8 protein-coding genes are annotated in these 13896 nt (G+C 33.3%); 7 read left to right on the forward strand and 1 reads right to left on the reverse strand.

Going from position 1 to position 13896, the window contains the following annotated elements:
• The first annotated feature begins 215 nt into the window (after positions 1-215).
• From A9G07_RS05865 to A9G07_RS05895, 7 genes are all read left to right on the forward strand, one after another.
• A complete protein-coding gene (locus A9G07_RS05865; RefSeq protein WP_065734404.1) occupies positions 216-1067 on the forward strand; it encodes a heme/hemin ABC transporter substrate-binding protein in 852 nt (283 codons plus the stop codon).
• Positions 1068-1144: 77 nt separating this feature from the next.
• Positions 1145-3445 (forward strand): TonB-dependent receptor domain-containing protein, encoded by a 2301-nt coding sequence (locus A9G07_RS05870; protein WP_065734405.1) that lies wholly within the window; start codon positions 1145-1147, stop codon positions 3443-3445.
• Between the two features lie 216 nt (positions 3446-3661).
• Positions 3662-4303, forward strand: coding sequence for a YjfI family protein (locus A9G07_RS05875; RefSeq protein WP_065734406.1), 642 nt, complete (start codon positions 3662-3664; stop codon positions 4301-4303).
• Positions 4304-4334: 31 nt separating this feature from the next.
• Positions 4335-5027, forward strand: a complete 693-nt coding sequence (locus A9G07_RS05880) for a PspA/IM30 family protein (RefSeq protein WP_065734407.1) — start codon at positions 4335-4337, stop codon at positions 5025-5027.
• A 96-nt stretch (positions 5028-5123) separates the two neighbouring features.
• Entirely contained in the window at positions 5124-5771 is a 648-nt protein-coding gene (locus A9G07_RS05885) for a hypothetical protein (protein ID WP_065734408.1), read from the forward strand.
• A gap of 28 nt (positions 5772-5799) precedes the next feature.
• On the forward strand, positions 5800-7902 hold the full coding sequence (locus tag A9G07_RS05890; protein WP_065563261.1) for a hypothetical protein: 2103 nt from the start codon (positions 5800-5802) through the stop codon (positions 7900-7902).
• 106 nt (positions 7903-8008) lie between these two features.
• The gene (locus tag A9G07_RS05895) at positions 8009-12994 is read left to right on the forward strand and encodes a DNA repair ATPase (protein ID WP_065734409.1); all 4986 of its coding nucleotides are present in this window, start codon (positions 8009-8011) and stop codon (positions 12992-12994) included.
• Positions 12995-13303: 309 nt separating this feature from the next.
• Here A9G07_RS05895 and A9G07_RS05905 read toward each other — a convergent pair whose 3' ends face one another.
• Entirely contained in the window at positions 13304-13546 is a 243-nt protein-coding gene (locus tag A9G07_RS05905) for a DUF6334 family protein (RefSeq protein WP_065734411.1), read from the reverse strand.
• Positions 13547-13896 lie beyond the last annotated feature (350 nt).

Raw genomic sequence — 13896 nt, forward strand, 5'->3', positions numbered from 1 at the left:
CTAATTTTCATATCCCCCAAAATATCAATATATTATTTTTGTAATAATTTGTTATAACATTATTATTTATTTGAATAAATTTTAATTTATCATTTATGCTTGATCAGTTTCTAATGCTTTGCTATTAAATCCCCCAATATTTTATGTTGATAATGGTTATCATTTTCACTATATTATTCTTCCAAAATTGAAAACCATGGTAGGTAAATTAAATCATGAAGAAAAATTTTATAAAAAGGATTAGCCTATTTTTACTAATATTTAGTATCAACAGTCTTCTCAATTATAGTTTAGCAAATGAAAGAATTGTTATTGCTGGAGGATCTCTTACTGAAATTGTATTCGCACTAGGTGCTGGAGATGATGTCGTAGGTGTTGATAAAACAAGCAGTTATCCTGAGAAAGTTAAACAATTGCCACAAATCGGTTATTGGAAATTATTAAATATTGAAGGTGTTTTATCGCTTAGACCAACCTTGTTTATAACATTAAATGATGTAGAACCTGATAATGTTATCGAAAAAGTTTCTGAGTCAAAAGTAGATGTATTAGCATTAAGGCGTGTACCTGGTACAATTGAACTGTTATACGAAAATATCAATAAAATTGCATCTAAATTAAATAAACAAGAAGAAGGCGAAAAATTAATCAATAGAATTAAAGCCAATCTTGCCGACATTCAAGCCAAAATCGCAACTCACCCACAAAAAACAAAAGTTTTATCCCTAATGAGTATGAGTGGTTCCAATTCTGTAGCAGGTAAAAATACTACAATTGATGCATTAATTACTATCGCTGGTGGTGAAAATTTGGCAACGCATAATAGCTTCAAAAGTTACACTGCAGAATCAATTATAGCTATCAATCCAGAAGTTATCATTTTAAATAAATATTCGATTGATCAATTAGGTGGTTTAGACAAAGTCAATACTATTCCAGGTATTACTGAAACGAGTGCATTTAAAAATAATCGTATTACGGTTATAGATGATAGTTACTTATTTGGAATCGGGCCAAGAGTTGATGAAGCAGCAAAATTGCTTTTCCAAAGCTTTTACCCTGAATAAACTATTTTAATAATATTTTTATTAATTGAAGCAATAAATGCGCGCATTAAACATATTAAGTTTGAAAGGATAAAAATGTGAATTTTAAATATTTAAAAAAGACAAGTTCATTAGCAATAGGTTTAACATTAGCACTACCTACTTTCGCTACTGATAAACATAATGATGAAAAAGACATTGATACTATTACTGTAACAGCTCATGAAGCAACAAAAAATCCGGGAATGAATACTGAAATTTCTGAGCAAGATATTCGCCGTGATGGAGGTACTAATTTTGGTACTATAATGCGTTATCAACCTCTAATTTCTGCCCCAGGAAGTATTTCAGGTTCAGGTAGTGGTAAAAGTAGTTGGGACCGTGGTGGGTTTACTGGATACAATATTCGTGGTTTAGATGCTAACCGCGTGTCAATCGATATTGATGGTATGCCTTTACCAATAGCTCAAGGTCGGGTTAACTCTGTTGGACGAGCTGGGTTTGGATCTTACGGTATTGGCCGAGATTATATTGATACCTATATGTACAATAAAGTTGATATTCAATCAGGAGCGACATCGGTTAGTAATGCAAATAATGCTCTAGGTGGCTCAGTTTCATTCCAAACTAAATCGGCAAGTTATTACCTCTATCCGGGTAAAACGACCTACTTTGGTTATCAAAATAACTATGATAGTTCAGATAGAAGTTTCCACCAGGGCTTAACTATGGCTGGTGGTGATGATTATCTAAATGGTATTTTGGTTTTAAGTCGACGCGATGGCCAGCAAACACGTAATAATGGAGACTCAATAAGTAGTTATCCAGAAAACTGGCACTCCAACTCGATTTTAGCTGGTTTTGGCTGGCAAATGACAGAAGAACATTTAATTAATACAACAGTTGATTACAATAATAAAACCAAAAATTCTCATTATGATACTTGGGATAAATACGGTAAAAAAGTTGAGTCACTTGATCATCAAAGAAGCAAAAACAATCGCTTTAATCTTGCGATTAAAGATCAATGGAAACCAACTGCTATAAGCTGGATTGATAGTTTAACTACTCAATTAAATTATCAACGAACCAATGTCTATGATAGTACCGATATTAGACATACAACTAAAGGTAATTTTAATACTCAAACAAATTACAATACAAAAACTTATAATTTTATTACTACTTTAGTTAAAAACTATGAAAATCAGAAAATTAGCGCTGGTTTAAATGGTAAATGGAGTGAAGATGAATCACCATTCTTTACTTCAGCCCAATCTCAAAATGGTAGAATATTTCCAGACGGAGATTACACTAAACCCCAAGCAGATAGTCGAAGTTATCAATTAGGGGGATTCCTCGAAGACAGAATTAGTTTTAATATTAAAGATAGTAATAATTTCTATCTAGTACCTGGTGTTAGAGTTATTTACCAAAATACTAAACCTCGTAATTTAGAAAATATGGCTGTAACAAACATCAATGGTAGCCAGTTAGGTAAACAATATAGTAGCAATAGTGATTTCCAAGTTTTACCTTCTATGTCATTTATGTATGATATTAATCCTGACTTCACTGCTTATTTACAATACAAACGTTCCGCACAAATGCCAAATCAGAACCAATTATATGGATCTTATTTAGCGCATAGCAATATGTATGTACTTGTTGGTGATTCAAATCTTAACACTGAAACCAGTGACAATTTTGAATTAGGTTTGAAAGGACATCCTGTTTCAGGTGTAACTTTAACATCTTCAGCTTTTTATAATAAATATAAAAATTTCATCGCTTATACACGTTATAGAAAGAACTTTGTCGGAACAGGTAACCGAATTGTTTATCAAGCAGAAAATCGTGATAAGGCATACATCTATGGTGCTGAATTGAGCAGTGAATTCAATATCGGCAAATGGGTAGAATCTGCTAATGGCTTAAGCGCTAAATTTGCAATTGGTTATAACCAAGGCAAATCAAAATCAAGCTATTTAGGTGATAAATATATTGAAATGGATTCAATAGCACCAATGAAAAGTGTTGTCGGTTTAGCGTGGGATGATCCGAATAAATTTTATGGTGTGGCTGTTACAGCAACATTCCAAAAAGGTAAAAAAGCCGAAGCGACATCTAGAGAATCTTATGGTAATGATGGTAGACCACTTCCTAATTCTAAAGATGACTATTTTAGAATCGCCGGTCATGGCATTATTGATTTAACTGGTTATATTAATATTACTAAGAATGTTAAATTGAATGGTGGAGTTTATAATCTTACCGATCAAAAATATTGGGATTATCTAAGTAATAATAAATTATACAGCACATCAGATCATAAATATCTAAACATGTTTACTGCTCCAGGCAGAACATTCCAATTAGGTTTAGATGTTGATTTCTAGAATGATATATCATTTTTTCAAATAAATAACCCGCATCATGCGGGTTATTTATTCTATAGCCTTCTATAAAACCTCCCTAAAGATGTTTAGTTTTTTATTAAAATTAAAGTAAATTTAGCATCAATAAATTGATAAAAAATATCACATGTAATATTTACATGTGATAAAATTATGCTAATATAAGTTGTATAAAAAATTAAAGAATAACCAAAATTTATGAAAAAAACCAAAGAAGCTAAAAGCTCAGCATTTTATCAACAACAATACCGACAACGTTTAAGAGAACAGGGGTTGATAAAAAAAGAAGTTTGGATTTTGCCTGAAAATACTGCTGAGTTACTTGAAATCGAAAAAAAATTTCGTCAACCAGCTGTAGAAAATAAATCTTTTTTGTACCATGTGAAGGAAAACAATGAAATGAAAAATACAGAAATCTGGAAAATTAATGACCTTTTCCAAGAATTAAATCAAACTGATTTAATCAAACAAAGTTCTGCAAGTATTGAAATAATTGATGGTGTCGATGCTTGTTTACATATCATTATGCATGACTATGGTGATTTACCACTTTTTTTAAGCGTTTCAAATCAGCAAATTATTGTAGAAGCACTACTTTGGCCAGTTTCACTAATCAAAAATCCTTCATCATTTAATGAAGAAATTCTGTCTGCTAGAAAACTATTTGCTTTATCAACTATAGCAATTGAAAAAACAGGAGATGGAGAAATCAATTACATTATGTATGGTGCACTTAGTTCATCCTCAACCTTAAACGATATTATTTATGAACTCGAAATGTTATCAGACAATGTGATCAAAGCGACTGAAGCTTATGAGCATTTCTTTAATATTGAATAGTTAAAGCGAAAAGTTATAGAAGGAGTTAAATATGGTTATCTTCAAAAAATTAGTAACAGCATTACGTGGTGGAATAAATGAAGTTGGCGAATCAATAATTGATTCTCAAGCGTTACGTATATTAGACCAAGAAATTAGAGATGCTGATGAAGAATTAAGACAAGCTAAAGAATCATTAGCTAATATTCTAGCAGAACAAAAATTAGCAGAGAAACAAGTTGAATCAACAAAAGCTCAAATAACTGAATATGAAGCATATGCTATTAAAGCACTTGAAAATAACAATGAAGAGTTAGCTTTGGAAGTAGCGGAAAAACTTTCGGTACTCGAGAATCAATATGAAAATAACAAAAAGCAAGCTAACTATTTTGCTGAAAGTGTTAAAAATTTACGACAAACTATTTCACAATCTGAAATCAATATTCGTAACTTAAAACAACAAGTTGATATAGTTAAAGCTACTGAAAGTGTCCAAAAAGCACAATCTGCAGTAGCACAGCGTTACGGTGGTTCAACAGCTAAATTGCATACTGCACTCGATTCATTAGATAGAATCAAAAAACGTCAAGAAAAAGCTGCTGCCACTTTTGAAGCAAAAAAAGAATTAGCAGCAACTGAAAATCCTGATTCGCTTGATAGTAAATTAGAAGCGGCCGGTATTAAAGCTGGCAATAATAATGCAGCTTCAATTTTAGCTAGATTAAAAGAAAAACAATCGAATTAAAGTTTTCGCGTTTTGATATTTTTAAGTTAGAATAGCAAAAACAATTATAAAATAATTAATTAGTTAAAACTAGTTTGGATAGATGAAGGGAATATAATGGAACTGTTTTGGGGAATATTTTTTTCTTTTCCCGTAATTATCTTTAGTGCATTGTTAACAATCTGTATCTTATATTGGTTTGTTGCAGCATTAGGACTATTAAGCGTTGACTGTTTAGATTTTGATATCAGTGTCAATGATGTTTATAGTGATGTTCCATCTACTGGATTAGGTGGTTTATTAATGAAATTTGGCTTCAATGAAGTACCAATGACTCTCATCATCACTTTGATCTCTTTAATTGGATGGTCAATTTGTTATTTTGCCTTTCGTCTATTAATCCTACCTTTGTATAATTTTGTATTTCTTTATTATTTAGCAGGGATAGCTCTTTTAATTATCTCATTTATTTTATCAGTCTATTTAACTGCTTTTTTTATTAAACCACTTCGTCCTTTATTCAGAAAGTTGATAATTAACCACAATCATAAATCATTATTAGGGCAAGTTATCGAAATACGCTCAAGTACCGTAACCAGAACTAAAGGACAAGCTACCTGTGAAGATGGAGGAGCGGGCCTTATTTTAGAGGTAAGATGTGATGAATCTTATCAATTCAAGCGCGGTGATAAAGCCGTAATCCTTCAGTATGATGAAACAACAAATTGTTATGAAATAATTAGCCTAAAAGATTTTAATGGCTAATAGAAGTTAATTTGGAGAATAGAAAAATATGTCTTTAAGCAGTGATACTATAATGTTTTTTTTGGTAATAGTTGGAAGTATATTCCTTGTAATTGTCGGATTCTTCCTATTATTTAAGGCATTTTACATAAAGGTTCCTCAAGGTACGGCGCTTATTGTTAATGACATGACGTCAAAACCTAAAGTTCATTTTACTGGTGCATTGGTATATCCAATCATCTACAAAAAAGAGTTCATGAAAATTTCCTTGATCACTTTTGACGTAGAACGAAGAGGTAAAGATGGTTTAATTTGCCAAGACAACCTTAGGGCTGACATCTGCGTAGCCTTCTATTTACGCGTTAATGAAACAACAGAAGATGTTCTTAAAGTTGCCAAATCAATCGGTGTAGATCGTGCATCAGACCAACAAGCGGTAAGCACATTATTTAGTGCTAAATTTTCAGAAGCATTGAAAACCGTAGGTAAACAATTTGAACTTGCAAAGCTGTTTGAAGATCGAATGAATTTCCGTGAACGTATCATTGATGTAATAGGTAAAGACCTTAACGGTTATGCCCTTGAAGATGTTGCTATCGATTATTTAGAACAAACTCCAATTAAATCACTCGACCCAGATAATATTTTTGATGCTGAAGGTATTAATAAAATTACAGCTATAACTGCTGTACATAAAGATGAAACCAATAAGCGAGAACGCGATTTAGAGTTAGCTCTTAAGAAAAAAGATACTGAAACTATCGAAGCTAAACTTGAATTAGAACGTCAACAAGCTGACGCTGAGGCTAGACAAAAACGTGAAATTGAAACTATTCGAGCTAGAGAAGCCGCTGAAACATTAAAAGTTCAAGAAGAAGAACGTTTGAAAGCTGAACAAGCTAGAATTCAAACCCAACAAGAAATTGAAGTAAGAGAAGAGAATCGTTTACGTGAAGTAGAAGTTGCACAGAATAACCGCCTAAGAGCTATTGCGATTGAAGAAGAACGTGTAATCCGAGCTCGTTCACTTGAAATTGTTGCTCGTGAACGTGAAGTTGAACTACAACGAATAGAGAAAGACAAAGTTGTAGAAGAGGAAAAGAAACAGATTGCTAATGTTATTCGTGAACGTGTAGCAGTTGAAAAAACAGTTGCAGTTGAAGAGGAAAACATTAAAGAAGTTCGTGAAGTTTCAAGAGCAGATCGTGAAAAACAAACAACAATTATTGAAGCTGAAGCTAGAGCTGAACAAGAGCTAGTTAAACAAGTAAAACAAGCTGAGGCAGATGAACAATCATCTAAACATCGCGCAATTGAAATCAGCACGATGGCTCAAGCTGAATTAGAAGCTGCAGCTAAACAAGCTGAAGCTAAAAAACAATTAGCTCAGGGTATAGAAGCCGAAGAAGCGGCAATAGGCCTTGCCGAAGCTAAAGTACGTAAAGCAAGAGCAGAAGCAGAAGAAAAAGAAGGTTTAGTCAAAGCAAATATTACAGCTGAGACATTATTAGCTGAAGCGAAAGGTAATCAAGAAAAAGGCTTAGCAGAAGCTAAAGTTATTGAAGCCAAAGCAATTGCAGTAGAAAAACAAGGTTTAACTGAAGCTAAAGTACTTGAGGAAAAACTTTCTGCTCAAGCTCGTGGTGATGAACGTATTGGATTCGCAAAAGCATCAGCAACAAAAGAACAAGGTCTTGCAGAAGCGTTAGTAATTCGCGAAAAATTAACTGCTGAGGCAAATGGTTTAGTAGATAAGTTCCAAGCAATGGGTACGATGAATGAACAATCGAAAAATCATGAGGAATTCCGTTTAGCGCTTGAAAAAGGTTTCGAACAAGCCATGGCTGCTATTGCTGCTAACAAAGAAATTGCTAGAGAACAAGCTGACGTGCTTGCTGCGGCATTCAGTAAAGCCAATATTGAAATTGTAGGCGGTAATGATAACTTCTTTAATAGCTTCTCTAAAGCAATTAGTGTAGGTAAAGCAATAGAAGGAACTGTTAATCAGAGCCCTGTACTACAATCTGCATTACAATCAGTACTATCTCGCTTATCGGGAGACAAAAACATAAACATAAAAGAGACTTTGCAAAACACTGATTTAAAAGCGTTAGCAAAACAATTTTTGTCATCCAATAATGAGAATGAATAGGTTACTATCAGAATAGCCATTTATCTATAATGTAATCAGTTTTAGGTAGGATTCATTTCCTACCTAAAACATTAGGTATTTCAGTATTATCTTCAACGAGTAAAACATGTCAGAAACCCAAGATCAGCAACAAACATCAATTGATAAAGCAGTCGCGGAAGGCGGAGCTTATGAAATTCTTCGTAAACGTTTAACCTCTTTAGGACAAGAACTTAATCAAAAGACAGAAGCTCTAAATCAGGAAAGGCTATCTGAGTTTGGTAAAAGTGACATGTCCATTATTAGCCGTATTCGTATAAGAACGGAAAATAACTGTGTAGCACGAGATATTGTTCGCTTTGGTGATTGGTTGTTGTTTGGTTATAACGTCTATTTAGGATTAAAAAAAGAAACCAAGATAGAAGATGTATTTTCACTTTATCAATTAGTTGAACGTGATAACAATTATGAAGCTGATCCGGTTGATCTCTCAAATACATTCTTAAATATAGATAGATTTATACAAGACTTTAATGAGCTTTATACTTATTATAAAAATGCCCAGTTACTTCAGCTTGTTGAACGTGATGGAAAACTTCTTGCTAGTTTTCAAATTGGAGAACGAATTAGTGATATTCGTGTATTTCGATGGTCTATATCTAGCGATAAAAAAACAATCGAGTATATAGATAATCGAGGTGAGCGAGATATCGCACTACCACCTGCCTACGATTTTGAATGGATCGAAACAACACGTGAAGATATTGTTAATGGGCGATTTCCTCATATCAATGTTCTTGATACAGTATTTGTTGAAACCATTGGTGGTGACTTAACAATAAAGTGTGAAAATAATACTAATGATGGTTTAGGAATTTATCGAGAAGAGGTTGTTGATAAAAATCAATCAATTAATGATGCTAAAATAGAATATGCAAAAGTTGGTTCATTAATCCTATTGAAAATTCTCCCTTACCGCGAAGACAATTGGCGCTATTTAGTTTATAACTCGCTAACCCAGCAAGTCCATCGTATAGATTTTATTGGTCAATCATGTATTCAACTTCCAGAAGATCATGGAATTATATTTCCTGGGGGATACTACTTACAAAATGGAGATTATAAAACTTTTGACCAATCAATGTCAGGTATGCGTTTCAGACGAATTCGCCGTTCACCAAATGGGGAAGATGTTTTATACATTTTCTATGACCCAAGCAATGGGCGACTAGCACTGTTCAATTATAATATGATTGAACGCAAACTAGATAACCCAATTTTAGGTCATGGCTACGCCGTTTTTGAAGATGGTCGAATGGTCGTTTTTGAAGGAGAAAGTGATGAGCCAACTAGAGTTCATCCAATGCAAATTTGGCAAACTCCTTTTTATAGTGATGAATATGCAGCACAACAACCGACAAATAATAGCTTCCTCGGAAAAATAGGTAATGCTGAACTTGTTCGCGGAATTTCAGATCTGTATTTTATCTCGCGTGAAATCGATAACCAGGCAGTCTCTTCACAACTCTATAGCAAACTAAGTGAAGATACAAAACGGCTCTTTGATAATTACTTTTGGCTCAATGACGAGAAACACCTATCATTCTCCCCTATTCTTCGTAATATTTCACAAACGAGTGAATTAGTTATAGATGAGTATGAAAAAGTCGAAAGCATTCGACGTCAATCCGAAAGCGCTATGCGTGAGGCAATTTCTAATCAACAAGATTTATTAACCAAGCTTTACCCTGATAGCTGGCAAGAAACACAAGAATTTGTTGATGCATTAAATGCAATAAAGTTACAACTTGGCAGTTTAGTCACATTAAGAACTTACCGATACATTGATTTAGACCAAATCGATGAAATGGAAAATAAACTAAAAGCTAGACAAGCTGAAGTTTCATTAGCTACTGCTGAGTTTTTAGGAAGTGATAAAGCATTAGAGCCATTCAATATAAAAATTGACGATATTGAACAGCAAATTACCAAAGCAGATACTGTTGCAAAATTACTTGAATCTGTTGAAATAACAGAAACTATGTCAACTGATTTAGATATGCTTTCACAATTGATAGCAACCCTAAAATTTGATGACGTCACATTACAAACTAAAATCATAGAATCAATAGCTGAAGTCTATGCAAAACTTAACCAAACAAAAGCTAAAATCCAACAAAAACGAAAAAATTTAGCTAATGTTGAAATGGTCGCTCAATTTGGTGCTCAATTTAAATTATTTGGGCAAAGTATTGCCAATGCCTTGAGTATGGCAACAACACCTGAAAAATGTGATGATGAGCTATCTCGTCTTCTAGTACAACTTGAAGAGCTTGAAAATCAATTCAGTGAAAGTGAAGAGTTCCTTAATGATATTCTGGCTAAACGAGAAGAGATATTAGAATCATTTGAAACCCATAAACAATCACTACTTGAAGATAGAACAAGACGAACAGAAGCGTTACTTACGGCTGCCAATCGAATTTTAGATAGTATACCAAGAAGAACGGCTAAATTTTCTGATCAAAATGAGTTAAATGCTTTTTTTGTTGCCGACGCTTTAGCTTTAAAAATTCGTGAAATAGTCGAAAAATTAAGAGCACTTTTTGATAATGTCAAAGCAGATGATATTGAATCTCGTTTCCAAAGTGCCAGAGATCAATCAATACGAGCCTTACGAGATAAATCAGAAATATTTGAATCTGGCGGAAATGTAATCAAACTGGGGCCAAGACATAAGTTTAGTGTCAACACCCAAGAGCTTGATTTAACCATTGTACCAAAAGAAGATCATCTTTATTTGCAATTAACGGGTACTGATTATCAAGAAAGAATTAATCACCCTAAATTAGAAAGTTATAAACCTTTCTGGTCAATTTCATTAGAATCCGAATCGCCTAGTGTTTACCGTGGTGAATATTTAGCATATTCAATAATTAATTCAGCGCTTAAAAAAGAGCATGATTTAAGTTATGACGATTTAAAAAATCAATTAAACCAACCTGAGGTATTAGCTAAAACAGTAAGAGATTATGCGTCAATGCGATATCGTGAAGGCTATGAAAAAGGGATTCACGATCACGATGCATTAAAAATATTAGCCAAACTGATCCCGCTAGGTGAAGCGGCCGGTCTATTACGCTATAACCCTTTAGCCCGAAGCTTAGCTATCCTTTTTTGGCATCATAATCAAAAGAGTGATATTGCCAAATTATGGCCAGAGCGAGCCAAAACTTGTAAAGATATACAGGCGTTATTTGGTCATGATGAAGGTATAAGAAATCTTCAAACAGAGATGTCTTTTGAATTAACCCAATTTTTAGAAAAATATCCTATTCAACATGAACAGTATCATGTAAAACAAGCAACTGAATATTTAAGCTATATATTAGCCGAAACACCACAAGAATTTACGTTAAGTAAATATGGCCACTATCTATTTGAAGGTTTAAAAGCCCGCCTCGAGGAATCTCATATGTGGGGTGATTTTAACCAATCACAAAGCAATCTTCAAAAACGACTTGCCGATCGCTGGATTCTAATCGAAAGTTGGTTTAAAGGTCTTTGTACCCTACCCCAATATCAAAAACTATCAGACTATATTGCTGAAGCTTTAGTATTGTGTATGTTAGATAAAGAAAGTAGCATTACGCTAGGAATTAGCGAGCTTGAGCTTGATATTTCCGTCAACGATTTACTTGGCGATCATCCAAGTATAATTCAGGGAGTGTTGAATATTAATCTTGATGATTTCTTCAGTCGCATGCGTAAACAGTCCAGAATTATTATTCCGGAGTTTCAGCATTATCAAAGTCTTCGTCAGGAAGTACTCGATGAACAACGTGATCTTCTACATCTGGAGGAATTTAAGGCTAAACCATTAAGTTCGTTTGTGCGAAACAAACTCATTAATCAAGTTTACTTACCTATCATTGGTGATAACTTAGCTAAACAAATGGGAACGGTTGGTGAAACTAGACGTACCGATTTAATGGGGTTATTACTGCTTATATCTCCACCAGGTTATGGTAAAACGACGTTAATGGAATATGTTGCTAATCGTCTTGGATTAATCTTTATGAAGATTAACGGTCCGGCTTTAGGTCATAGTGTGTTATCTTTCGATCCAAATCAAGCACCGAATGCAACTGCCAAACAAGAGCTAGTAAAACTTAATCTAGCGCTTGAAATGGGAAATAACGTCATGCTTTATATTGATGATATACAGCACACCAATCCGGAATTCTTACAAAAATTCATTTCCCTTTGTGATGGTTCACGCCGAATCGAAGGTGTTTGGAAAGAAAAAACTAAGACCTATGATCTCCGAGGTAAAAAATTCTGCGTTATTATGTCAGGTAACCCATATACTGAATCAGGAGAAGTATTCAAAATACCAGATATGTTGGCTAACCGTGCAGATATTTATAATTTAGGTGAAGTTCTTGGTGGTATGGATGAAGTTTTTGCTTCAAGTTATATCGAAAACTGCTTAACTTCAAATCCAATTTTAGCACCACTTGCTTTACGTGACTTAAATGATCTTTATCAACTCATTGACCATGCACAAGGCAAGCCACTTAATAGCAATGAATTAAGTTATGCTTACAGCCAAGCAGAAATCAGCGAAATTGTTGCAGTACTTAGTCACTTATTGAAAATTAGAGAAGTGGTGTTCAAAGTTAACCAGCAATACATCGTTAGTGCTGCTCAATCAGATAAATACCGTACAGAACCACCTTTCAAACTTCAAGGTAGTTATCGAAACATGAATAAACTTGCTGAGAAGGTTTCTTCTGTTATGAATGATGATGAACTTAATCAAATCATCAACGATCACTATTTGGGTGAAGCTCAGCTATTAACTAATGGTGCTGAAGAAAATCTTCTTAAACTCGCTGAAATTCGTGGCGTATTAACTGATACACAAACTAAACGTTGGCAACAAATCAAAGCTGATTTTATACGCAATAAAACTCTAGGTGGTGATGAAAGTGATACCGGAAACCAAATTGTTACGCAATTGGCTGACTTAGTGCAAAGTGTACAGGCTTTGCAGTTATCATCAAATAAAAAACCGAAAAAAGAGAAAAGAAATACAAAAGGTAAATAGCGAATTTTAATTATATTTTATTATTTAGGAAAAAAGGTAATTAAAATAGGTCAAATCCACATTAATGATAAAAATCCGTATAATAAATAGGCAAAAATATAACAACCTATTGGTGTGATTATCAATAAAATACCTAATCTTCGCATAATTTTGGTTTTAGCGAAGCATAAAATTATTATACCAATTACGAAAACTAATAAATAAACCCACCAAAAGATAAATAGTGACAATATAAAAAAATCTATTCCATTTAAATAAATCATTTAATTAACTCCATTAATTATTTTTTTCTATTTTATCCTTTTCTAGTTATTTATCATAATTGACTAATCCAACTTTTATTTCAGAAGCTAAAGAAGACAAAACGATACTGGGTATAAATTCATCAATACCCAGACAAATTAAATCAGAATATCCTTTTTCATTTTCAACATCCAAAAATTGCATAAGAGGCTTATTGGTGAAGTTATTTGCCCAATCTGGGATAAAATATGGGGTAGTTTCTAATTGGGAAAGATTATGAACAATAAGTTCATCGGCATTATTACTCACTGTGATTTGTAATTAATATTCAGATAGTTACATTACTCTTTCAAAATAACCTCTAGTATTGAAGTCAAACTTTTTACATTAAAATTCAGTTATCGATAATCCTATTAAATTTTCGATTTTTATCATAATAGTTTTTTCAAAAAATTCATTCCAGTGTACATGGAGAACACGAAAATGAGTTAATTTTACCAAATTGTATTAAAGAATATAATTCATGTATTAAAAATGCGTTCATTTTCACAAATATCCTTAAGTTTCACTACCAACGAAAGGCAATTGTAATCAAGCCTTATTATGCTGCCCATGCTTGCACCTCATTGAGTAGACATCACCTTGAATAATCTAAAAGC

The sequence above is a fragment of the Gilliamella sp. wkB72 genome, assembly GCF_001693745.1.
In the GTDB taxonomy this organism is placed as follows: domain Bacteria; phylum Pseudomonadota; class Gammaproteobacteria; order Enterobacterales; family Orbaceae; genus Gilliamella; species Gilliamella apicola_E.